Source organism: Hydrogenophaga pseudoflava, assembly GCF_004353865.1.
Classification (GTDB): domain Bacteria; phylum Pseudomonadota; class Gammaproteobacteria; order Burkholderiales; family Burkholderiaceae_C; genus Hydrogenophaga; species Hydrogenophaga pseudoflava.
Genome location: NZ_CP037867.1, coordinates 346,244 through 368,434, shown reverse-complemented (window position 1 = coordinate 368,434; position 22,191 = coordinate 346,244). Strand labels below are relative to the sequence as shown.

Sequence of the window (22,191 nt, the reverse complement as noted above, 5' to 3'; positions counted from 1 at the left end):
TCATGACCATCCCCACCCGACCCACGCTGACCCGGCGCGACTGGCTCCAGCAAGCCTGTGCTGGCGCTGCCGCTCTCGCCAGCGGCACCGCGCTGGCCGCCGATGAAGACACGGTCCGCGTCGCGTGGATTTCGCCACAGACCGGCGCACTCGCGGCGTTCGGCGTCACCGACCGGTACGCTGTCGACCTGCTCTCGCCGCGCCTGAACGCAGGCATCCCCGGGCCGAACGGCAAGCTGCGCAAGGTGCAGGTCGAACTGCACGACGCGGCCTCATCGTCCGCCAGGGCGCAGGCGCTGGCGCGGGAGCTGATCGCCTCGGGCGTGCACCTTGTGCTTGCCACCGCGACACCCGAGATATGCAACCCGGTCTCGGACGTCTGCGAAGCGGCGGGCGTCCCGTGCGTCACCGCCATTGCGCCGTGGCAGGCCTGGTTCTACGGCCGCAAAGGCGACCCGGTCAAAGGCTTCGACTGGACTTTCCACTTCTTCTGCGGCCTCGAAGACTTCTCCGACGTCTACAGCTCGCTGCTGGCCAAGGCCGACGTGGGTCAACAGATCGGTGGCATCTTCGGCGACGACATCGACGGCGACGCGTTCGTCAAGGCCTTCCCCGGCCCGATGAAAACCCGGAGCCTGGAGCTCTGGGTGCCCGATCGCGTGCCGCTGGGCAACCCCAACTGGGCGGCACTGGCACAAAAGCTCAAGGCCGCCAACATCCAGGCGGTCACTGGCGTGCTGCCGCCGCCCGCAGCAATGGCGTTTTTCAGCGCTGCACAACAGGTCGGCTACAAGCCGCGCATGGCCTCCATCGCCAAGGCCTTTCCCTTTCCGGACACTGTCGCCGCCGTGCACCGTGAGGGCCTGGCCCTGACCAACGAAGTCTGGTGGTCGCCCGCCTGGCCTTTCACTTCGAAGCTCACCGGACAGAAGGCGTCCGAAGTCACCCGGACCTACGAGGTCGCCACCGGCAAACCCTGGCTGCAGACCCTCGGCTTTTCACATGCCCTGATGGAAGTCGTCGCAGAGACCTTCCGCACCGCCAGCAACCTCGGCCGCGCCGCCGTGCGAGACGCTGTCGCGCGCATGCAGGTCAACACCGTGGTTGGCCCGCTCAACTGGCGCAACAGCCACCCCAACCGCAACGTCTGCATCACCCCCGCCGTCGGCGGACAGTGGCAGCGCGGTCCGAACGGTCGCTGGGTGCTGCACGTGGTGGACAACACGCGATCGCCGTTCATCCCGAGGACCGAGGAACTGAAGGTGCCTCAGGCGGTCTAGCGCCGTCTGCACGAACCACACGGCAGAGCCCTCCATGACCGACGAAAACACCCGACTCGCCGAGACCATCTGGGCCGCCCGCCAGGCCGGGCGCACCCTGGACGCCGAGGCCACCATCGGCACGCCCGACCTCGCCACCGCCTACGCCATTCAGCGCGCGCTGCTCGCCCTGCGCCTGGCCGCCGGTGAGCGCGTGGTCGGCTGGAAGCTGGGCTACACATCGGAATTGATGCGCCGCCAGATGGGCATTGACCGGCCCAACATCGGGCCGCTGACGGACCGGATGCTGCTCGGTTCGGACGACGCCGTGAACGAGCGTCTGGTGCAGCCGCGCGTGGAGCCCGAGATCGGTCTGCGCCTCAGGACCACCCTGGACGCGCGACGCGCGCCCGTCGACCGCCACATCGTGGCCGCCGCGGTGGAAGCTGCGTACGCCTGCCTCGAAGTCGTGCACTCCACCTGGACCGGCTACCGCTTCAACCTGGAACAGAACACCGCCGACAACTCGTCCGCCGGCCAGTTGGTCGTCGGGCCGCGCCTGCCGGTGACCGACCCGATGGCGCTGGACACCGTGGCGGTGCGGCTGAGCGACGGACACGCCGAGCTGGGTCGTGGCGTGGGCGCCGGCGCCGACGGCCACCCACTCGACGCGCTGGTCCGCCTCGCGCAGGAGCTGGCGGCGAACGACCGGCGGCTGGAAGCGGGGGATTGGGTGATCACGGGCGGTCTCACCGCCGCGCAACCGCTGGCGCCGGGAGCCCGCCTCTCGGCCCGCTTCTGGTCCGGGGACGGGTGGTCGGTCGACGTCGGCGTGCGCCGACGGGCCGACGCCGTTTGAACACAGCCCGAAGGCGTCAGAACGATGACCATGCAGCCTCCGTTTGCCGACACACGACCGCACCAGGTCGGCGCGGTCTCGCTCAGCCAGACCGACTCCCCCCAGACACGCAACGAAAAGCTTGCGCGCATCGTGCTCGACTCGATGTACCAGTTCGTCGGCCTGCTCGACGCCGAGGGCACCACACTGGAGATCAACCGGGCCGCACTGGAAGGAGCTGGCGTGGATCTGGCCGACATCCGGGGCCGGCCGTTCTGGGAAGCGCGCTGGTTCCAGGTGTCGCGCGAAACCACCGAGTTGCAGCGCGACTTCGTGCGTCGTGCCCAGGGCGGCGAGTTCATCCGCTGCGACATGGAAATCTACGGTCAGGCTGCGGGCGACGAGACCATCGTGGTCGACTACTCGCTGCTGCCGGTGCGGGACACGCAGGGCAAGGTGGTCTTCTTGCTGGCCGAAGGTCGCAACATCACCGCAAAGAAGCGTGCGGAAGAAGAGATCGCGCGCAAGAACGCCGAACTTGAAGCCCTGCTCACCCGAGTGCGGCAGCTGGACCAGCAAAAGAGCGACTTCTTCGCCAACGTCAGCCACGAGCTGCGCACGCCACTGGCCCTGATCCTCGGTCCCGCCGAAGAACTGCTGGCCTCAGACAGTCGGCTGCCAGACCAGCTGCGGCGCCAGCTCGGTGTGATCCAGCGAAACGCCACCGCCTTGCTCAAACACGTCAACGACCTGCTCGATCTCTCCAAGCTCGACGCCGAGCGCATGGACCTGCACTACACACCGTTCGACCTCGCGGCCCTGGTGCGCGAGCACGCCGAACAGTTCCACGCAGTGGCGCCCAAGCTGGACCTGCGCTACGTTGTCTTCGCGCCCGACACACTGTGCGCCACGCTGGACCAGGACAAGACCGAGCGCATCCTGCAGAACCTGCTGTCCAACGCCTTCAAATTCACTCCACCCGGTGGGCGCGTGCGCTGCGCGCTTGAACGCTCCGGTCCGGGTCGCTGCCTGATCTCTGTGCAGGACTCCGGACCCGGCGTATCGACCGAGATGCAGCAGAAGATCTTCGAGCGCTTCCGCCAGGGGCAGACTGGCACCACTCGCAACTTCGGAGGCACCGGTCTGGGCCTGGCGATCGCCAAGGAGTTCACCGAACTGATGCACGGCAGCATCGGGGTCACCACGGCCGCAGGTGGCGGTTCGCTGTTCCAAGTGGAACTGCCGCTGGAGCCACCGCCCGAGGCGGCCGCGCTGCACGGGGTGTCGCCCGCTCGCCCGCGCCCGGCCCCTGCGCCCAACCCCGCGCTGGCCGAACTCACCCCGCCCGACGAAGCGCCCCGGATGGCCCGCGCGTCCGCCGATGCACCGCGCATCCTGGTGGTGGAAGACAACCCCGAGATGTGCCGCTTCATCTGCGACGCGCTGAGCGACGAGTTCCAGGTGACCTCGGCCTCTGACGGAGAGGCGGCTCTGGACGCCGCGCTGGCCTCCCCCCCCGACTTGCTGGTGACGGACCTGATGCTGCCCCGCCTGGGCGGGGACCGTCTGGTGGACGCGCTGCACGCCGTGCCTGGCCTGCAGGACCTGCCTGTTCTGGTGCTCTCCGCCCGGGACGATGCGGCCTTGCGCGCACGCCTGCTCGCCGGAGCCGCGCAGGACTATGTGACCAAACCGTTTTCGGCCCAGGAGCTGCGCGCGCGCGTGCGCAACCTCGCCACCATGAAGCTCGCCCGCGACGGTCTGCAACGCGAGTTGCTGTCGCAGAGCAACGACCTGGCCGGGCTCACCCACAGCCTGATCGAGAGCCGGCGCGCGCTGCAAGCCTCCGAGCACCGCTGGTGGACGATCTACGAACACTCGCCGGTGGGCATCGCCCTGGTGGGTGCGAGCGGCGCGATCCGGGCTGCCAACCCTGCTTTCCGCGCCATGGTGGGCCACAGCGAGACCGATATCTGCGCGGTCACTCTGGCGCGCATCACGCCGGTCGAGGACCGCGCGCCGACGCAGCGCCGCATCGAGCGTCTGCTGGACGGGGAGGTGGCCGAATACCATGTGCAGCGCCGCTTCCAGCGCCAGGACGGCGCCCTGGTGTGGGCCAACACCAGCGTGGCGCTGGTGCCCGACGAGATCGATGCCGAGCAGCTACTGGTGGTGGTTGCCCAGGACATCACCGAACAGCGGCGGGCCGAACAGGACCTGCTGCGCACCCGCACAGAACTGGCCCAGGTGGCGCGCGTGAGCACGCTGGGCGAGCTTACCGCTTCGATTGCGCACGAGGTCAACCAGCCGCTGGCCGCCATCGTCGCCAACGGCCATGCCAGCCTGCGCTGGCTGAACGGCTCGCCGCCCAACGAGCCCGAGGCCAAGTCCGCGGTGTGCCGCATCATCCGCGACGCCAACCGCGCGGGTGAGGTGATCACCCGCATCAGGCGCTTCGTGCAGCGCCACGAGACACGGCACACGCCGCTCGACCTGCACGAAACGATCCGCGACGTGCTGGAACTGGTGCGCAGCGAGGCGCAGGCGCGGAACATCGAGATCGTGCACCTGGCCTCGGCACCGGTGCCCGAGGTGCTGGCCGACCGCATCCAGCTCCAGCAGGTGATCCTCAACCTGGTGATGAACGGCTTGGAGGCCATGGCTCGCAGCGGCGACGCCCACACCGGCATGCTGCAGATCACCGCCTGTCAGCAACCCGACGGAGTGCAGGTGAACGTCATCGACAGCGGTCCCGGCATCGCCCCGGCCATCCAGGACAAGATGCTCGACGCCTTCCAGACCACCAAACCTGACGGCATGGGCATGGGCCTGGCGATCAGCCGCTCCATCGTCGAATCGCACGGCGGCAGCCTTTGGTACACGCCCAACCCCGGGCCCGGCGTGACCTTCAGCTTCAGCCTGCCGCAGGCCTTGCCGGACCCCGCGCCATGACGCCACGAAACGCCCTGGTGCACGTGGTCGACGACGACCTGTCGATGCGCGAAGCGGTGAGCAGCCTGCTGCGTTCGTTCGGCCTGCGCGTCGAGACATACGCCTCGGCCACCGAGTTCCTCGACCACTACGCGCGCTCAAAGCTCGAACCAGAATGCCTGGTGCTCGATGTTCGCATGCCCGGGCTGAGTGGGCTGGAGCTGCAGCGCCAGTTGCAGACACTGCACCCCCAACTGCCGATCATCTTCATCACCGCCCACGGCGACATCCCGATGACCGTGCGCGCGATGAAGGCCGGTGCGATGGAGTTCCTGCCCAAGCCGTTCCGCGATGAGGATCTGCTCGACGCCATCGAGGCCTCGCTGGAGCGCTCGCATGCCGTCTTGCGGGACAGCGAATCGATCCAGGTGCTCAAGGACCGCTTCGCCTCACTGACGCCGCGCGAGCGCGAGGTGCTGGCGCTGCTCTCGCAGGGCCTGCGCAACAAGCAGACCGCCGACCGCATGGGCATCAGCGAGGTCACGGTGAAGGTGCACCGCCACAACCTGATGGAGAAGATGCAGGCCACCTCGGTGCCCATGCTGATCGGCATGCTGGAACGCCTGCGCAACGCCACCGGCGAACCGCTGCCGCCCAACGGACAAGGGAATTCCCTAGCCGCCGGATAAACCAAAGTCCAATGGTGCGCGCGCCCCGTGCTCCCTAAAGTTGTTGACGCGACCCGCATCAACGATCACAGGAGACAAGCACCATGGCTTTGCTGGAACGCAGCGACTGGTACGACATTGCGCGCACCACCAACTGGACGCCGACCTACGTCAGCGAATCCGAACTCTTCCCCGACCTCATGACCGGCGCGATGGGCGTGCCGATGGAACAGTGGGAGTCGTACGACGAACCGTACAAGACCTCCTACGCCGAGTACGTGAAGATCCAGCGAGAGAAAGACGCTGGCGCCTACTCGGTCAAGGCCGCACTGGAGCGCAGCCGCATGTACGAGGAAGCCGACCCGGGCTGGCTCTCGATTCTCAAGTCGCACTACGGTGCGATTGCGCTGGGCGAGTACGCCGCCATGAGCGCCGAGGCCCGCATGTGCCGCTTCGGCCGCGCGCCGGGCATGCGCAACATGGCCACCTTCGGCATGATGGACGAGAACCGCCACGCGCAGATCCAGCTGTACTTCCCGCACAGCTACTGCAGCAAGGACCGGCAGTTCGACTGGGCCCACAAGGCCTACCACACCAACGAGTGGGGTGCCATCGCTGCGCGCCACGCCTTCGACGACCTGTTCCTCTCGCGCAGCGCCACCGACATCGCGGTGATGCTGACCTTCGCGTTCGAGACCGGCTTCACCAACATGCAGTTCCTGGGTCTGGCCGCCGACGCGGCCGAGGCCGGTGACTTCACGTTCTCCAGCCTGATCTCCAGCATCCAGACCGACGAGTCGCGCCACGCGCAGATCGGTGGCCCGGCGCTGCAGATCCTGATCGCCAACGGCCGCAAGGAAGAGGCTCAGAAGCTGGTGGACGTTGCGATCGCACGCGCCTGGCGCCTGTTCAGCCTGCTGACCGGCACCGCGATGGACTACGCCACGCCGCTGCACCACCGCAAGCAGTCGTTCAAGGAGTTCATGCGCGAGTGGATCGTGGGTCAGTTCGAGCGCTCGCTGCTCGACATGGGCCTGGACCTGCCCTGGTACTGGGACCAGATGATCAATGAGTTCGACTACCAGCACCACGCCTACCAGATGGGCATCTGGTTCTGGCGCCCGACCCTGTGGTGGAACGTCGCCGCCGGTGTCACGCCCGACTGCCGCGACTGGCTCGAAGAGAAGTACCCCGGTTGGAACGACAGCTTCGGCCAGGCCTGGGACGTGATCATCGACAACCTGCTGGCCGGCCGCACCGAGCTGACCTACCCGGAGACGCTCCCCATCGTCTGCAACATGAGCCAGATCCCGATCTGCGCCATCCCGGGCAAGGGCTGGAACGTCAAGGACTACCCACTGGACTACAAGGGCCGCACCTACCACTTCAACAGCGAGATCGACCGCTGGGTGTTCCAGCAGGACCCAGTGCGCTACCGCGACCACCTCACGCTGGTCGACCGCTTCCTTGCGGGCCACATTCAGCCGCCGAACCTGGGCGGCGCGCTGCAGTACATGGGTCTCGCGCCCGGCGAGATCGGCGACGACGCGCACCAGTACTCCTGGGTCGCCGCCTACCGCGACCAGCGGGCCGAGAAGAAAGCCGCCTGAACCCAACGAACCCCGAGACCACCATGGCCCTCTTTCCCGTGATTTCCAACTTCCAGTACGACTTCGTGCTGCAGCTCGTTCCGGTCGACACCGAGAACACCATGGACGAAGTGGCCGCTGCCGCCGCCCACCATTCGGTGGGACGCCGCGTAGCGCCACGCCCCGACAAGGTGGTGCGCGTGCGCCGGCAAGGCAGCGACAGTTTCTTCCCCCGCCATGCCAAGCTGAGCGAGACCGACATCAAGCCGATGGAGGCCCTCGAATTCATCTTCTGCGACAGCTGAAGGAGCCGCGCATGACGTTCCACAAAGTCTGCACACTCGACGACGTCTGGGAAGGCGAGATGACCGAAGTCGAGATTGGCGACCACGAGGTGCTGCTGGTCGGTGTGGAGGGGGGCGATGTGCGCGCCTTCCAGGCCGTCTGCCCGCACCAGGACATCCCCCTGTGCGAAGGCAAGTTCGACGGCAAAGTGCTGACCTGCCGGGCGCACCAGTGGACCTTCGACGCCCGCACCGGTCGCGGCATCAACCCCGGCGACTGCCAGCTGGCGACCTACCCAATCCGCATCGAAGGCAACGACGTGTTCGTGCAGGTTGAAGGCGTGACGCCGCTGTTCGCCCATTCCTGAAGCCCCATACCAGAAAGACACCCCATGAGCGACACCTCCACCGCCGATGCCTATCGCAACAACCGCGTCGGCCCCGTGCTGCGCGCCAGCCCGCTGACGGCCGCTGTGATCGAGGCAGCCGAAGAAGACAACCCGGACAAGACCATCCGCGTCGACGACAAGGTCGCCTATGTGCGCATCGACTGCGAAGGCGAACTGATCCTGCGCCGCGAAACGCTGGAGCGCACGCTGGGCCGGCCGTTCCGCATGTCCGAACTCGAGGTCGAACTCGGCTCGTTCGCCGGCCGCATCGAAACCACCGAAGACCACGTGCGCTTTTATTTCAACAAGACGTTCTGACCGGAGACACCCCATGTCGCAACCCGAAGTCCTCAAGCCGCTCAAGACCTGGAGCCACCTCGCCGGCCGCCGCCGAAAGCCCAGCGAATACGAGATCGTCTCCACCAATCTGCACTTCTCCACCGACAACCCCGACGCGCCGTTCGAGCTCGACCCAAACTTCGCGATGGCGCAGTGGTTCAAGACGCACCGCAACGCGTCGCCGCTCAAGCACCCCGACTGGGATGCCTTCCGCGACCCGGACGAGATGGTCTACCGCACCTACAACATGCAACAGGACGGGCAGGAGACCTACGTGACAGGCCTGTTCGAGCAGTTCTCGGCGCGCGGCCACGACACGATGCTGGAGCCCACCTGGGCCGGCAGCCTGGCCCGCCTGTACGCCCCTGCACGCTACCTGTTCCACACGCTGCAGATGGCTTCGGCCTACCTGTCGCAGATGGCCCCGGCCTCGACCATTTCCAACTGCGCGACCTACCAGACCGCCGACTCGCTGCGCTGGCTGACCCACACCGCCTACCGCACCGCCGAACTGGCCAAGACCTTCCCTGCCATCGGTCTGGGCACGGGCGAACGCTCGTTCTGGGAAACCGACCCGGCCTGGCAAGGCTGGCGCGAGCTGGTTGAAAAAGCCCTGGTGGCCTGGGACTGGGCCGAGAGCTTCACCGCTTTCAGCCTGGTGATCCGCCCGGCCGTCGAAGAAGGCCTGCTGCGCACGCTGGGTGAGGCCGGCCGCCACAACGGCGACACCCTGCTCGGCCTACTGGTCGACGCTCAGCTGCTGGACGCGCAGCGCCACCGCCGCTGGGCCAGCGCACTCACGCGCATGGCGCTGGAACAGCCCGGCAACCGCGAAGCCCTGCAAGGCTGGATCGCGAAGTGGGAACCGCTGGCTGACGCCGCCATCGACACCTACTGCGCCGCCCTGCCCGACGCCGCAGGTGCGGCCACCCGCGCCCGCGCTGCCACCCGCGAGTTCCGTCGCGGGCTGGGCCTGTGAACGGGCCGACCGCCGCCCTGCTCCAGCCCACCCGCATCGAAATCGACAACGGCCCGAGCTTTCAACCCGGGCCGCAAGAGGACACCTTGCTCAGGGCCGCGCTGCGCGCGGGCCTGGCCTTCCCCTACGAGTGCAGCGTGGGCGGCTGCGGTGCCTGTCGTTTCGAATTGCTGGAAGGCGTGGTGCAGACGCTATGGGAGGGCGCCCCCGGCCTGTCCGAGCGCGATCGCAAACGCGGCAAACGCCTCGCCTGCCAGTCGCGTGTGCAAGGCGATGCGCGCATCCGGGTGCGGCTGGGTGGCGAGGCCGAACAACCCGCCGTGGCGCCGCAACGCGTGACCGCCACGCTGAGCGAACGGCGGGCCATCAGCGACGACATGGTCGAGCTGCGTCTGGCGCTGCCGTGCTCTCCGGGCTTCCAGGCGGGGCAGTACGCCCTGCTCTACCCGCCAGGCGCCCAGGGCGCACGGGCCTATTCGATGTCGAACCTGGACGACGGCTCCGGTGAGTGGCACTTCATCGTGCGCCGTACCCCTGGCGGTCGCGGCAGCGCCGTGATGTGCGCGGAGCTGCCGGTAGGCGCGAAGGTCGACGTCGATGGCCCCTATGGACACGCCTGGCTGCGACCCTCTTCGCGCGACGTGGTCTGCGTGGCCGGCGGCTCGGGCTTGGGCCCCATGCTGTCGATCGCGCGCGGCGTGCTCGCCGAACCAGGCGCACGGCGGGTTCACTTCTTCCTCGGTCTGCGCCATGAGGGCGACCTCGGCGCCGCCGACCAGTTGCTGGCCCTGACCGGCGAACGGCTGTCAGCCACAGTGGTCCTGTCCAGCCCCGCCAGCCCCTCCGCCTGGGCCGGTGCCACCGGCTTCGTGCACGCCGAGGTCGAACGCCAGCTCGCACCGGACCTAGGCCACTACGACCACTACATGGCCGGCCCGCCGCCCATGATCGAAGCAATGCAGGACCTGCTAATGGCGCGGCACGAGGTGCCCTTCGGGCAGATCCGCTTCGACCGCTTTGTTTGACGACATATGAACCACCTTTGAGGAGACACCACATGAACACAAAGACATTCACCACCGTCGCCGTTTGCGCGCTGAGCCTAGCCGCTGGCCAAGCCAGCGCCGCCGATGCATCCCCCTGGACGGTGCGTCTAGGTCCGGCACACGTCGGCTTCAGCCCCCAGGCCGACGTGAGCGTCGCGGGCAACCCGGTGCCCGGCGGGGACGCTTCGGCCAGCAGCAGCACCACGCTGGGCATCGAACTCGCCTACGACGTCTCGGACCGGCTGACCGCCCGCTTCCTGGCCGGCATTCCGCCAACGACCACGCTCACCGGCCAGGGCACGTTGGCCAGCGCAGGCAAGCTGGGCAAGGTCACCTACGCCCCAGCCGTGCTCTCGCTCACGTACAAGCTTCTCAACGAAGGTCCGGTGCGCCCCTATGTCGGCGCCGGCATCAACTACACCATCGTCACGCGCAACCGCGACGCCTTCATCCACGACCTCGACACCCGCAACGCCTGGGGCTCGGTGCTGCAGGCGGGCGTGGAAGTGCCCATCGACGCCCACTGGTCGGTGTCGCTGGATGCGCGAAAGATCTTCCTCAAGACCAAGGCCACGGGCACGCTGCCGGCCTTCGGCGGCGCACCTGCGCGTGCCGACGTGCGGCTGAATCCGCTGGTGGTGTTCCTGTCGGTGGGCAGGCGGTTCTGAAGCAGAAGCGGCACCCTTCACGGGGTGCCGCCAAGGAGATCATGATGTTCAACGACATTTCGCTGCGACAGAAGTTTCTGTGGGCGCTCATGGCCGCCGGGCTGGTGATCATCACTTCCGGCATGAGCATCCGCCTGCTCAGCAAAGCTGCCCAGTTCCACCACCTGGAGCGCGACCACCTGGCCGTCGTGACCCAAGCCAGCAGCGCGCTGGCGATGGTATTGGACGGCGGAAAATCTTCGAAGAGCATTCCCAAAACGGAACTGCTCGACAACGTCCGCAAGGGCCGCCAGCTGGCCGCGCAGGCGGTCTCCGAGCTGTTCCCGATCGAGAAGAAGGCGTTCGAACTGATCGGCTTCGGCGACATCCTGCGCCAGCCGCAAGCCGTGATCGGTCTGGCCACCCGCATTGAAAACATCGCCTCCGCCATCCCCGGCCAGCACCTCACGCCGGAACTGGCCGCTGTGGTCGCACAAGATCTGGCGCTGATGCGCTCTGCCTCCGACCGTTTCGGCCCCCTGGTGGCCGAGGCCACCCGCTTCATCCGCTCCACGGCGCTGCTGCTCACCTTCGTTCCTCTGGGCTTTCTGGTGGCCTTCCTGCTGCTGGTGCGCACCTCTACCCTGCGGCCGATGGAGCACGCGATGAGCGCTGCCAAACGCATGGCGGAAGGGGATCTGTCGGCGGGCCACCTGTCCCACAGCGGGAACGAGTTCGGCCAGCTTCTGCGCGCCATGGACATGACGCGATCCAAGCTGGCCGACCTGCGGTCTGCCCGTTCGGGTGCTTGAACGGCGCAGCCTCCCAACGGCGCGGCGCGTCTGTTCGCGCGCCACCCGATGGTGGTGTCAAGTTCCGTGAAAGCGGACCGATGAAGGAGGGTCTGCCTGTGCAGACTCATAGATTGCTGCATTCAACAGCCAGGAGACTCCATGTTCAGCAATGTGTCGTTACGACAGAAGTTCTTCGTTGCGCTGTTCACCGCAGCCCTGGTGGTCGCTTCCACCGCCATCAGCATCCGGCTGCTCAGCAAGGCCGCCTTGTTCCATCACCTCGAACGCGATCACCTGGGTGTCGTGATGCAGGCAACGGGTCTGCTGACACTGACACTCGAAGGAGGCAAGTCCGCTGCCGCTGTGCCCAAGGAGGACTTTGTGGTCGCCGTGCGCAAGGCCCGGCAACTGGCCGAGCAGGCGCTCTCGGAACTGTTCGCGGTGGAACAGGCCGCCTTCGAAGTGATCGGCTTCGGCGAATTGCTCGAACAACCTCAGGTCGTGATCGAGGCTGCCTCCCGCATCGATGCGATGGTCTCCGCCGCCCCCCAGCAGCACCTCACACCCGATCTGGCAGGGAAGGTCTCGCAGGACCTGACACTGATGCGTGCCGCCTCCGACCGCTTCGGCCCGCTGCTGGTCGATGCCACCAGCTTCATCCGCCTCGCCGCGCTGCTGCTGACGTTCATCCCGCTGGCGATTCTGATCACTTTCCTGGTCCTGGTGCGCGCTGCCACCATTCGACCCATCGCCCAGGTGGTGCAGGCCGCAGAACGCATCGCGCGAGGGGATCTGTCGGGTCCCGCGCTCCCCCATACCAACGACGAAGTCGGCCACCTCGCCCGTGCCATGGACACCATGCGTGGCAGCTTGGCCACCCTCGTCGCCCAGGTTCGGGACCGTTCGGCCGCCATGGACTCGGCCATCCAAGAGGTCGCCCAGGGCAGCAACGACCTGTCGTCGAGAACCGAACGACAGGCCACCACACTCCAGCAGACCGCCTCGGGCTTCAGCGAGCTGAGTGTGGCGCTCCAGTCCAGCATCAGCCAGGTGGATGAAGCGGAGGCCGTCTCAGGCCGTGCACGCAGCCTGGCCGAGGGTGGCGGCAGCGCCGCCCAACGGGCGGTGGAGCGCATGAACGAAATCCTGGCGTCTTCTAGAAAGGTCGCGGACATCAACAACGTCATCAACGGCATCGCTTTCCAGACCAACATCCTGGCGTTGAACGCTGCAGTGGAAGCAGCGCGCGCTGGCGAAATGGGCCGCGGCTTTGCCGTCGTCGCCAGCGAGGTGCGCAGCCTGGCACAACGCAGTGCAGCGGCGGCCAAGGAGATTGAAGCTCTGATCCACGACACAGTGTCCAAGGTGGAGGCCGGCGCGCGCGAGGTGGACGCCACCGGCGAAACGATCCGACAGGTGGTGGTCACCGTCGAGTCGGTGTCCCAGCTGAACACCGCAGTGGCCCGCAACCTGGGCCAGCAGAGGAGCGGCATTGCCCTGATCGACAGCGCCATGCGCGAGCTCGATTCGGCGACCCAGCAGAACGCCGCCCTGGCCGAACAGTCGTCCGCGGTGGCGCTGTCGGTGCGCAGCCAGTCGGAAGCACTGGTCGATGCGGTGGACCGGTTCCGACTGGGCGCCCACGACCACGAGCGGCTGGCCACGGCCCCCGTGTGACACCGAGCCTGCTGCGCCCACCAGGCACGGGCGGCGCCGGGGTCAGCCCCCGTCGGGCGTGCTGAAGATGTCCACGATGGAGCGCCGCAGCCAGGTGACCGCGGGATCGCGGTGCACCCGGGTGTGCCACTGCAGGGTGATGGCCATCTCGGGGCTGTCGATGGGCAGCGGGCGCACCACCAGCTGCGTGCGCCCGAACGTGATGGCGCTCACCAGGCGGCTGGGCAAGGTCAGCAGCAGGTCGGACTCGCAGAGCACCGAGGCCAGCCCCAGGGCGTGGGCGGCCGTGAAGGTGACGTGCCGTTTCTGGTTCTGCGTCTGCAGCACCTTGTCCAGCACCTGACGCAGCGACTGGTAGCTGACACCACCGGGGCGGTAGTCGAGGTGCCTCGCGTTCAGGTAGGCGCTGCGGGTCAGCTTGCGCCGGGACAGCGGGTGGTCCTCCCGCATGAGCACCACAAAGGTCTCTTTGAACAGCACCTGCCGGTGAAAGTCGAGACCGAACGCCGGCCAGTTCCCGAACACCATGTCGATCGAGCCGCCCTCCATGCCCCTGCGCCCGTCCTCGGGGCTCGCATCCACGGTCTCGAAACGCACGTTCGACGCCAGGGGTGACAAGCGGGCCAGCAGCCGCGGCATCAGAACCACCTGGGCCAGATCGCTGGCCATGATGCGAAACAGGCGGCTGGACTGCGCCGGGTCGAACCCGGTCGTGCTGGTCAGCGCGGACTCGATGTCCGCCATGCCGGGCGCAATCAGGTCGATCAGCTCCTGCGCACGGGCCGTGGCCTGCATGCCGTCGGCGCAACGGACAAACAACGGGTCGGAGAACGAGGTGCGCAACCGCCGCAGGGCATTGCTCACGCCCGACTGGGTCATGCCCAGTTCGTCGGCGGCCTTGGACGCACTCCGGGTTGCGTGCACGGCACACAGGACGCGCAACAAATTCAGGTCGATCTCGGGTTTCATTCCAGTATTTTCACTGGAAATACTCACCATCATCGTCCGTCATTTGCCTCAGGGGCGAGCCACCAGTAGATTTGAAAGGAGCACAACAAGGAGACAGCAGTGATCGAGCTCAGAGACATTCACTACGTGCGCGTGGGAACCCGCGACCTGGACGGCGCACAAAAATTCTGCACAGAAATAGTGGGTCTGCAGGCCGTGGAGCGCACCAAGGACCGCCTCTACCTGAAGAGCGACGCGCGCCACCACACGGTCTGCTACTTCGACGGAGACCCCGGCGACCACACGGTGGCCTTTGAACTCAAGGACTGGACCCAGCTGGGTGCCGCGCTGGAGCGGCTGCAGTCGGCGGGTGTGCCCTGCGGTGCGGGCACCACCGCAGAGGCGGCCGACCGGCATGTGGAGGCCTTCATCTGGTTCAACGACCCCACCGGCAACCGGATCGAAATCGTCGCCCGTCCCCACGACGCGGGCAAGCGCTTCTTCCCTTCGCGCGATGCGGGCCTGATCGGCTTCGGACACGTGGGGCTGTGCACCACCGATCCCGCCCGTGACCAGAACTTCTGGATGAGTCACTTCAACACCATGATCAGTGACTGGATCGGCCCCTGCCCCCTGCTGCGGGTCAACCCGCGCCACCACCAGATGGCGCTGTTTGCATCGCAGCGCAAAGGCATCCAGCACATCAACTTCCAGGTGGCCGAAATCGACGACATCATGAAGGCGTGGTACTTCCTGAAAAGCCAGGACGTCCGCATCGTCTTCGGGCCTGGCCGCCACCCCACGTCGGGCGGCAACTTCGTCTACTTCGAGGGCCACGACGAGGTCATCTTCGAATACTCCAACAGCGACCGCAACATCGTCGGCGACCTGTCGAACTACCGCCCCCGCCAGTTCCCGCTGCACCCCACGTCGTTCTGCATGTGGGGTTCCAAGCCGGACATCGCGGAGTTCCGGGATTGAGGCCCGCACCCGAAGACGCACAGCTGACCGTTCGCCGGATGGCGCGCGCGCTGGGACAGAACGGCCTGTCCGGCCCGTTCGGGCATTGCAGCGTGCGGCTGGACGATGAGCGCTTCCTGGTGTGTGCGCCCCGGCCGATGGCCCTGATCCGGGCGGGAGAGCCCGGCACGGTCGTGGACATCGCCGGTGAGCTGCCGCCCGATGTGCTGGGCGAGGTCCGCATCCACCAGCAGCTCTACCGCCGGCGGCCCGGAGTGGGCGCCATCTGCCGCTTCATCTCGCCGCAGATCACCGCCCTGGCCGCACTCGGCAAGACGCCCCGGGCCCGGCATGGCTTCGGCAGCTACTTCGCGACCGGCGTTCCGATGTGGACCGGCGCGGCGCTGATCCGCAACGATGCCGCGGCCGAGCAGGCTGCAGCGCTGATGGCGGAGCAGCCGGCGCTGTTCCTCAACGTGAACGGCGCCGTGACGGCCGCCGCAACGCCGGAACGTGCGGTGGCGCTGGCCTACTTTCTGGAAGACGCCGCGCGCGTGGAGCTCGCCGCCCTGTCCGCGGGGCTGGCCGACACCGGCCCCGTGCTGGCGGGCGATGTGGCGGCCGAGCGCGCGACCTGGAACGGCCGCATCGCCGAACGTGTGTGGGAGTTCCTGCTCAGGAACGACCCCGAACCCCTTGCTTTCTAACCACAAAGGAGACCTCCATGACCCCACGTTTTTCCCTGCGCACGCTCGCGGCGCTCGCCGCTGGCCTGGCGTTCGCCACCGCCTCCCAGGCCGAAGAAGTGACGCTGCGCATCCACCACTTCCTGCCCGCCGGCGCACCGATCCAGGCCAAGGTGCTGGAGCCGTGGTGCCAGAAGGTCACCAAGGAATCGGCCAACCAGATCAAGTGCAAGATCTTCCCGTCCATGCAACTGGGCGGAACGGCACCTCAGCTGTACGACCAGGTCAAGGACGGCATGGTCGACGTGATCTGGACCATTCCCGGCTACACACCCGGGCGCTTCCTGGTGACCGAAATCTTTGAACTGCCGTTCATGATGACCACGCCCGAGGCCACCAGCCGCGCGCTGTGGGAGTTCCAGACCCGCTACAACGCGGCCGAATACCGCGAAGTGAAGCCACTGGCCTTTCACATGAACGGCCCGGGCAACTTCTACACGCGCAGCAAACCCATCCAGAGCCTGGCCGACTTCAAAGGCTTGAAGATGCGCGGTGCCACGCGCCAGACCACCAAGATGCTGGCGGCCCTGGGCGCCACCCCGGTGGGCATGCCCCTGCCCGCCGTGACCGAAGCGCTGTCCAAAGGCGTGATCGACGGTGCGCTGACGCCCTACGAAGTGGTGCAGGCCACCAAGATGCACGAGCTGACCAAGTTCACCACCGAAAGCGACCCCAAGTCCAACGCGGTGTATGCGCAGGTGTTTGTGCTGGCCATGAACAAAGCCCGCTACGAAAGCCTGCCTGCCGACCTGAAGAAGGTGATCGACGCCAACAGCGGCGCGGCGTTTTCCGCCTGGGTCGGCAAGATGATTCACGAAGCCGACGCGCCCGGCCGCAAGCTGGTGCAACAGGCCGGCAACCCGATCTACACGCTCTCGGCCAACGAACTGCAGACCTGGAAAAAGGCCACCGACCGGCTGGACGACGAACTGGTGACCGAGATCGGCAAGCGCGGGCTGGACGGTGCGGCGCTGCTCAAGTCGGCGAAGGAGCTGATTGAGAAAGCCCAGAACCCGTGAAGATCGGCGGCGGCCGGAAGCGGGCGGTCAGGCTCCGGCTGCTCCGCTACCGCGCTGTCGCGGGCCGGGGGCGTTTGGAAACGGGCCCTTGGCGGCGTTCACGGCCTGTCGCATAAGCAGCCCGAATCCGAGCAGCGTGCCGCTGAGCATGTTGGTCGGATTCGGTCAGCTCGCCGTCGAACAGGGGTGGATCCCAGCGGGGCCGATACCGCGAATGCCCAACAAGAGAACGGTGGCCGAAAGCACCTGCCGGAGGGCATGGGTGATCAGCGGACACGTGCACAAGATCGCACTCAAATACTGTTTATGTATACCGTTTTGCAGTGCCATCCCGCACACCCCCATCACCCAAGGACGCCACCCAGCCCCACGGCAAGAAGGCCGACGTCTGGTTCATCGACGGGCCTTCCCCGTACGGTGGAGCCGCTGCCACCTCGGGCTGCCACCTGGCCCGACTACCACCCCCACTACTACGGTGCCTTCGTGATCGCCCCCGAGGGCAACAACATCGAAGCGGTCTGTCACCTGCCCGAGTGACCCGCGCCCCTGAAAACCGGCCTCAGCCCCCGGCTTCGCGCCGCTTGATGCGGTACTCCACCTGACCGCGCCGCAGTTGCAGCAGCCGCGCCACCGCCGACACGTTGCCGCCGCAGCGATCGATGGCGCGGTCGATCAGCATGGCCTCGATGTCGGTAAACGCGGCCTGCTGGTCCAGCAGCCGGTCCACCAGGCTGGGCAGGTCGCCCGCCGAATCGTCGCCTGGCACCGGGAAGCCGGGCGCGGCGCGCCCATGCCCGCCGGCGCGCACAAGATCGCCCGCTGGCCCCAGGCCCCAGGTGGTGCCGCGCAAGGTTTCGCCGCCGGCAAAGAGGTGTTGCACGTCGATACTGCCGCCCGCTTCCGCGAGGATGACACCGCGTTCGATCATGTTTTCCAGCTCGCGCACATTGCCCGGCCAGTCGTAGTCCCACAGCGCTGCATAGGCCTGCGGGCTCAGGCCCTTCACGTCCTTGCCACAGCGGCGCACGCTGCGGTCCAGAAACAGGGCCACCAGCAGCGGGATGTCTTCCAGCCGCTCGCGCAGCGGCGGGATCTCGATCGGAAACACGTTCAGGCGGAAGAACAGGTCGGTGCGAAAGCGCCCTTCGCTGACCTCCTTGCGCAGGTCGACGTTGGCGGCGGCGACGATGCGCACGTCGGCCCGCCGCACTTCGGTGCCGCCCACCCGTTCGAACTCCCGCTCCTGGATCGCGCGCAGCACCTTGCCCTGTGCGGGCAGGCTCAGGCTGGCGATTTCGTCGAGAAACAGCGTGCCGCCATCGGCGCGTTCGAAGCGCCCGGGCCGCGCGCGGTCGGCGCCGGTGTAGGCCCCGCGCTCGACCCCGAACAGTTCGGCCTCGACCAGGTTGGCGGGAATGGCCGCGCAGTTGATGGTGATCATCGGCCCCGCGGCGCGCGGGCTGATGGAGTGCAGCGCCCGCGCGAAGCATTCCTTGCCCACGCCGCTTTCACCCCGGAACAGCACGGTCGAATGGGTGGGCGCCACGCGGCGCACCAGGTGGGCCACCGCGCGAAACCCGGCCGAGGTGCCGACGAAGCCACCCAGGTTGTCGCCAGGGTCGGCCACCGTGCTCGCGGGCGCGGCCGGGGGCTGACCTGCCGATGCCGCGGCGGCGGTATGAGCCCCCGGCGCCGACCACGAACGGCGGCGCCCCACGCGGTCCACGAAGGTGTCGACCTGCAGGTAGTCGGTGTCGTCTTCGCCGTCCTGCAGCGCTTCGGATTGCCACTCCACCAAGGGCCGGCCGATGACGCGGCAGCGCGCGTGCCCCATGGCCACGCACTCCACTTCGCGCCAGTGGATGGGCATGCCGGTCACGGCGGTGCAATAGCCATCGGCATAACCCACCATGGTCCAGCAGGCCGGTGAACCGCTCACGCCGCAGTGCGCCAGGTGGGCCTGGGCCTCCCAGCTCGCGCTCCAGTAGTAGTCGCCCCAGAACTGGCCCTGCGCGATGTCGACCTGCATCGCATCGACCGGCTGGTTGCGCACAAAACCTTCCATCTCGCGCAAGCGCGGCCCCAGCGCCAGCGCGTCGGCGGGGTCGGCGCGACCCAGTTGTTCGCGCACCCGCTGGCCGTCATCAAAGCCCTGCTGGTACCCCAGCCGCATCATGAGCGCGCGCGTTTTCGCGGTGCCGAGGCTGACGATGAGTTCGCGCCGCAATTCGGCAAACGACTCGGCCTGCATCAGCAGCATGCGCTGATCGAACAGCTGGATGTGGCCGGCGTCGGGCGAGAAATGCAGGTGGCCCGCCAGCAGTTTGGCGGGGTCGATGGCAGGGGTCAGGGGCATGGGAGCGTGGGGTTTGAAGAAGGCGGCTGCCCGTCTGGGCGCCGGGTGCGGTTCGGCAAATGCGGAAGCCAGAGGCTGTTCAGGTTTCCGCAAATCCTGAACAGCCACCCCCTGCACCGCCATCATGGTTTACCCCCGCTTGGCCAAAAACCGTTGCCCGACAAGGGCTTGCCGACGGCCTCTCTGTCGTCTCTCCGCCATCTGCGCGATGGCACATCGCTTGCAAGGAAGGCTGCCAAGGCCGCGCCCGACGGGCGGTGCAGCGGTCATCACAACGACGGAGACAACATGACCAACCCGACAGCCGACGCGGCCCACGGCCTGCTGCGCGTGCGCGTGTCGCACCGCGAGGTACAGGCCGAGGACGTGGTGGCGCTCACCCTGGTGCCCATCGACGAAGCCCCCGATGCGTTGCCCGCCTTCGACGCTGGCGCCCACATCGACCTGCACCTGCCCAACGGCCTGGTGCGCCAGTACTCGCTGTGCAACGCGCCGCACGAGCGCGGCCACTACCTCGTCGCCGTGCTGCGCGAGCCCGCCGGGCGCGGCGGCTCGGCCTGCGTGCACGAAGCCCTGCACGCCGGCACCGAGTTGCACATCGGCCGGCCCCGCAACGCTTTTGCACTGGCCCCCTGCCCACACACCTTGCTGCTGGCCGGCGGCATCGGCCTGACGCCGCTGCTGGCCATGGCCGAGCAGCTCTGGGCACAACAGCAACCCTTCGAGCTGCACATCTGCACACGCTCGGCCGCGCGGCTGCCGTTCCGCCAGCGGTTGCAGGCAGCCCCGTGGTCCGCACACGTGCACCTGCACCACGACGACGGGCCGCCCACGCAAAAGCTCGATGCGCACACGCTGCTCAGCCGCTCACCGCACGGCACCCAGGTCTGGGTGTGCGGCCCGGCGGGCTTCATCGGCCATGTGCGTGATCGCGCGCAGGCACTGGGCTGGCCGGCCGACCGCGTGCACGCCGAGCACTTTGCCGCGACGCCCGGTCATGCGGTGGGCGCACAGGCGGCAGACGGCGCGTTCACCGTCGAATGGCAGCCCACGGGCCAGCGGGTGGCGGTGCCGCCGGGCACCAGCGTCGCGCAGGCGCTGGAGGCCGCCGGCATTGCGCTGGCGCTGTCGTGCGAACAGGGCATCTGCGGCAGTTGCAGCGTGCGGCTGGTGGCCGGCGAGCCCGACCACCGCGACCAGTTCTACACCGCTGCTGAACACGCCGACCCCGGCCACTTCACGCCCTGCTGTTCGCGCTCGCACAGCCCGCTGCTGGTGCTGGCGCACCACTGAAACCGCATCCCCCTTTCCCCCACCCGGCCGGCAACGGCCTTCACTACCAGCAACGACAGGAGACAACATGGACGCCCCCACCCGAACCACCGCCTCGATCCCCATCCACACCCATCCCAGCGGCAACCCCGTGGGCAAGCCGGACACGCCGTACCTGCTGAACTGCTGGTACGTCGCGGCGATGTCGCGCGAGCTGGGCGCCGAAGCCATGCTCACACGCCAGTTGCTCGACACCTCGGTGCTGATGTACCGCAAGGCCGACGGCACGCCCGTGGCCATGCACGACCGCTGCCCGCACCGCTTCGTGCCCCTCTCGATGGGCGAGCGCCACGGGGACGACGTGGTGTGCAAGTACCACGCACTGCGCTTCGACTGCAGCGGCCAATGCACGCACAACCCGCACGGCACCGGGCGCATTCCCGCCGCCGCCAAGGTCCGCACCTTCCCGCTGCTGGAGAAGTACGGCTTCGTCTGGATCTGGATGGGCGACGAGCCGGCCGACGCGGCAAAGCTGCCCGACTTTTCCGAACTCGACAACGGCCCGGCCACCGGCGTGGCGCACACCTACATGCCGATGAAGGCGAACTACGAGCTGATCATCGACAACGTGATGGACCTGAGCCACATCGACCACGTGCACGGCGAGATCATCACCACGCGCGGCCAGCTCTCGCCGCTGATCCCACCGGTCAAGGAAGACAACAACACCGTCAACGCGCGCTGGGAATGGCGCCAGACCCCGGCCATGATGATCTTCGCCAACTTCCTGCCCGACCCGACGGCCGAAGCGCGCGGTTTCTTCGACATCACCTGGAGCGCGCCGGCCAACATCCAGCTCAGCGTGGGGGCGATCCAGGGCGAAGGCGCGCTCGACCTGAACGACACCGTGGGGCAGTACGACCTGCACACCTGCACCCCCGCCAGCGCCACCGAAAGCCACTACTTCTTTGCCACACGGCGCAACCACATCGTGGACGACGGCGAGTACAACCGGATGAAGATCGAGGCCATGCACAACGCGTTCGTCACCGAAGACGGCCCCATCATCGAAGCCGTGCAGAAGGAGATGAACACCAACGATTTCTTCTCGCTCAACCCGGTGCTGATGAGCAACGATGCGGCGCCTGTGCGGGTGCGGCGCCTGCTGGCGCGGCTGATTGCGCAGCAGAGTAGAGGGTGACGGCCCGGGGCCGAGCCGATGAGGCCCGGCCTCCGCCGCCATGGGTCGAACCCGAGATCGGGCCGCGCGTGCCAGTGCCCGACCTGATAGCGGCGGGCACCGTGGCGGTGCGCCTGCACGACGGCAGCGTCCACACGCTGGGCCAGGGCGCGGGCGCCGACGGCCACCCGCTGGATGCGGTGGCCCGGCTGGCGCGGGAACTGGCTGCGAATGGTCAGCGGCTGGAGGCAGGCGCGAGGTGATTGACTC

At 67.5% G+C, this 22,191-nt stretch carries 21 protein-coding genes and 1 pseudogene; 20 read left to right on the top strand and 2 right to left on the bottom strand.

The window, feature by feature from the left end; all coding sequences use genetic code 11:
• Positions 1–2 precede the first annotated feature (2 nt).
• From HPF_RS01835 to HPF_RS01775, 13 genes are all read left to right on the top strand, one after another.
• Positions 3–1,280, top strand: a complete 1,278-nt coding sequence (locus HPF_RS01835; RefSeq protein ID WP_133155598.1) for an ABC transporter substrate-binding protein — start codon at positions 3–5, stop codon at positions 1,278–1,280.
• Positions 1,281–1,314: 34 nt separating this feature from the next.
• The gene (locus HPF_RS01830; RefSeq protein WP_133155597.1) at positions 1,315–2,118 is read left to right on the top strand and encodes a 2-keto-4-pentenoate hydratase; all 804 of its coding nucleotides are present in this window, start codon (positions 1,315–1,317) and stop codon (positions 2,116–2,118) included.
• Positions 2,119–2,148: 30 nt separating this feature from the next.
• Positions 2,149–5,049 carry an ATP-binding protein gene (locus HPF_RS01825; RefSeq protein WP_165961640.1) on the top strand — a complete coding sequence of 967 codons (2,901 nt, stop codon included), beginning with the start codon at positions 2,149–2,151 and terminating at the stop codon, positions 5,047–5,049.
• Positions 5,046–5,717, top strand: a complete 672-nt coding sequence (locus HPF_RS01820; protein WP_133155595.1) for a response regulator transcription factor — start codon at positions 5,046–5,048, stop codon at positions 5,715–5,717. Before HPF_RS01825 ends, HPF_RS01820 begins: the two co-directional genes overlap by 4 nt.
• A gap of 83 nt (positions 5,718–5,800) precedes the next feature.
• Entirely contained in the window at positions 5,801–7,306 is a 1,506-nt protein-coding gene (locus HPF_RS01815) for a ferritin family protein (protein ID WP_133155594.1), read from the top strand.
• A gap of 23 nt (positions 7,307–7,329) precedes the next feature.
• Positions 7,330–7,590, top strand: a complete 261-nt coding sequence (locus HPF_RS01810; protein ID WP_127805772.1) for a toluene-4-monooxygenase system B family protein — start codon at positions 7,330–7,332, stop codon at positions 7,588–7,590.
• 11 nt (positions 7,591–7,601) lie between these two features.
• Positions 7,602–7,937, top strand: coding sequence for a monooxygenase system ferredoxin subunit (locus HPF_RS01805; protein ID WP_127805773.1), 336 nt, complete (start codon positions 7,602–7,604; stop codon positions 7,935–7,937).
• 24 nt (positions 7,938–7,961) lie between these two features.
• Positions 7,962–8,276 (top strand): MmoB/DmpM family protein, encoded by a 315-nt coding sequence (locus HPF_RS01800; protein WP_127805774.1) that lies wholly within the window; start codon positions 7,962–7,964, stop codon positions 8,274–8,276.
• A 13-nt stretch (positions 8,277–8,289) separates the two neighbouring features.
• A complete protein-coding gene (locus HPF_RS01795) occupies positions 8,290–9,276 on the top strand; it encodes an aromatic/alkene monooxygenase hydroxylase subunit beta (protein ID WP_127805775.1) in 987 nt (328 codons plus the stop codon).
• Complete coding sequence (locus HPF_RS01790; RefSeq protein ID WP_241559757.1) at positions 9,273–10,301, top strand: 2Fe-2S iron-sulfur cluster binding domain-containing protein; 1,029 nt, start codon at positions 9,273–9,275, stop codon at positions 10,299–10,301. Before HPF_RS01795 ends, HPF_RS01790 begins: the two co-directional genes overlap by 4 nt.
• Positions 10,302–10,333: 32 nt before the next feature.
• Positions 10,334–10,990, top strand: a complete 657-nt coding sequence (locus HPF_RS01785; RefSeq protein ID WP_133155593.1) for an OmpW/AlkL family protein — start codon at positions 10,334–10,336, stop codon at positions 10,988–10,990.
• Positions 10,991–11,031: 41 nt separating this feature from the next.
• Positions 11,032–11,781, top strand: a complete 750-nt coding sequence (locus HPF_RS01780; protein WP_133155592.1) for a methyl-accepting chemotaxis protein — start codon at positions 11,032–11,034, stop codon at positions 11,779–11,781.
• Between the two features lie 141 nt (positions 11,782–11,922).
• Entirely contained in the window at positions 11,923–13,440 is a 1,518-nt protein-coding gene (locus tag HPF_RS01775; protein WP_133155591.1) for a methyl-accepting chemotaxis protein, read from the top strand.
• A gap of 42 nt (positions 13,441–13,482) precedes the next feature.
• Here the strand turns inward: HPF_RS01775 and HPF_RS01770 are convergent, their stop codons facing one another.
• A complete protein-coding gene (locus tag HPF_RS01770) occupies positions 13,483–14,409 on the bottom strand; it encodes a LysR family transcriptional regulator (RefSeq protein WP_165961639.1) in 927 nt (308 codons plus the stop codon).
• 99 nt (positions 14,410–14,508) lie between these two features.
• Between HPF_RS01770 and HPF_RS01765 the strand changes: the two genes are divergently transcribed.
• From HPF_RS01765 to HPF_RS01750, 4 genes and pseudogenes are all read left to right on the top strand, one after another.
• On the top strand, positions 14,509–15,369 hold the full coding sequence (locus tag HPF_RS01765) for a VOC family protein (protein ID WP_133155589.1): 861 nt from the start codon (positions 14,509–14,511) through the stop codon (positions 15,367–15,369).
• Positions 15,366–16,055, top strand: a complete 690-nt coding sequence (locus tag HPF_RS01760) for a class II aldolase/adducin family protein (protein ID WP_243721662.1) — start codon at positions 15,366–15,368, stop codon at positions 16,053–16,055. The genes HPF_RS01765 and HPF_RS01760 overlap by 4 nt, the downstream gene beginning before the upstream one ends.
• Before the next feature lie 17 nt (positions 16,056–16,072).
• Positions 16,073–17,113, top strand: coding sequence for a TRAP transporter substrate-binding protein (locus tag HPF_RS01755; protein ID WP_133155588.1), 1,041 nt, complete (start codon positions 16,073–16,075; stop codon positions 17,111–17,113).
• Positions 17,114–17,466: 353 nt separating this feature from the next.
• A pseudogene (locus HPF_RS01750) lies at positions 17,467–17,650 on the top strand (VOC family protein); the annotation flags it as partial.
• 22 nt (positions 17,651–17,672) lie between these two features.
• Here the strand turns inward: HPF_RS01750 and HPF_RS01745 are convergent.
• On the bottom strand, positions 17,673–19,469 hold the full coding sequence (locus HPF_RS01745) for a sigma-54-dependent Fis family transcriptional regulator (RefSeq protein WP_133155587.1): 1,797 nt from the start codon (positions 19,467–19,469) through the stop codon (positions 17,673–17,675).
• Positions 19,470–19,757: 288 nt separating this feature from the next.
• On the opposite strand from HPF_RS01745, the gene HPF_RS01740 reads away from it, so the two are divergent.
• The 3 genes from HPF_RS01740 (at position 19,758) to HPF_RS01730 (ending at position 22,184) form a co-directional block, all read left to right on the top strand.
• On the top strand, positions 19,758–20,762 hold the full coding sequence (locus HPF_RS01740) for a PDR/VanB family oxidoreductase (RefSeq protein WP_133155586.1): 1,005 nt from the start codon (positions 19,758–19,760) through the stop codon (positions 20,760–20,762).
• 67 nt (positions 20,763–20,829) lie between these two features.
• Positions 20,830–21,942 carry an aromatic ring-hydroxylating oxygenase subunit alpha gene (locus HPF_RS01735; RefSeq protein WP_133155585.1) on the top strand — a complete coding sequence of 371 codons (1,113 nt, stop codon included), beginning with the start codon at positions 20,830–20,832 and terminating at the stop codon, positions 21,940–21,942.
• A gap of 68 nt (positions 21,943–22,010) precedes the next feature.
• Complete coding sequence (locus HPF_RS01730) at positions 22,011–22,184, top strand: hypothetical protein (RefSeq protein WP_243721661.1); 174 nt, start codon at positions 22,011–22,013, stop codon at positions 22,182–22,184.
• Positions 22,185–22,191: the final 7 nt, after the last annotated feature.

Coding starts and splice junctions, on each gene's coding strand:
- HPF_RS01835 (WP_133155598.1), top strand. CDS start 3: ATGACCATCCCCACCCGACCCACGCTGACCCGGCGCGACTGGCTCCAG.
- HPF_RS01830 (WP_133155597.1), top strand. CDS start 1,315: ATGACCGACGAAAACACCCGACTCGCCGAGACCATCTGGGCCGCCCGC.
- HPF_RS01825 (WP_165961640.1), top strand. CDS start 2,149: ATGCAGCCTCCGTTTGCCGACACACGACCGCACCAGGTCGGCGCGGTC.
- HPF_RS01820 (WP_133155595.1), top strand. CDS start 5,046: ATGACGCCACGAAACGCCCTGGTGCACGTGGTCGACGACGACCTGTCG.
- HPF_RS01815 (WP_133155594.1), top strand. CDS start 5,801: ATGGCTTTGCTGGAACGCAGCGACTGGTACGACATTGCGCGCACCACC.
- HPF_RS01810 (WP_127805772.1), top strand. CDS start 7,330: ATGGCCCTCTTTCCCGTGATTTCCAACTTCCAGTACGACTTCGTGCTG.
- HPF_RS01805 (WP_127805773.1), top strand. CDS start 7,602: ATGACGTTCCACAAAGTCTGCACACTCGACGACGTCTGGGAAGGCGAG.
- HPF_RS01800 (WP_127805774.1), top strand. CDS start 7,962: ATGAGCGACACCTCCACCGCCGATGCCTATCGCAACAACCGCGTCGGC.
- HPF_RS01795 (WP_127805775.1), top strand. CDS start 8,290: ATGTCGCAACCCGAAGTCCTCAAGCCGCTCAAGACCTGGAGCCACCTC.
- HPF_RS01785 (WP_133155593.1), top strand. CDS start 10,334: ATGAACACAAAGACATTCACCACCGTCGCCGTTTGCGCGCTGAGCCTA.
- HPF_RS01780 (WP_133155592.1), top strand. CDS start 11,032: ATGATGTTCAACGACATTTCGCTGCGACAGAAGTTTCTGTGGGCGCTC.
- HPF_RS01775 (WP_133155591.1), top strand. CDS start 11,923: ATGTTCAGCAATGTGTCGTTACGACAGAAGTTCTTCGTTGCGCTGTTC.
- HPF_RS01770 (WP_165961639.1), bottom strand. CDS start 14,409: ATGAAACCCGAGATCGACCTGAATTTGTTGCGCGTCCTGTGTGCCGTG.
- HPF_RS01755 (WP_133155588.1), top strand. CDS start 16,073: ATGACCCCACGTTTTTCCCTGCGCACGCTCGCGGCGCTCGCCGCTGGC.
- HPF_RS01745 (WP_133155587.1), bottom strand. CDS start 19,469: ATGCCCCTGACCCCTGCCATCGACCCCGCCAAACTGCTGGCGGGCCAC.
- HPF_RS01740 (WP_133155586.1), top strand. CDS start 19,758: ATGACCAACCCGACAGCCGACGCGGCCCACGGCCTGCTGCGCGTGCGC.
- HPF_RS01735 (WP_133155585.1), top strand. CDS start 20,830: ATGGACGCCCCCACCCGAACCACCGCCTCGATCCCCATCCACACCCAT.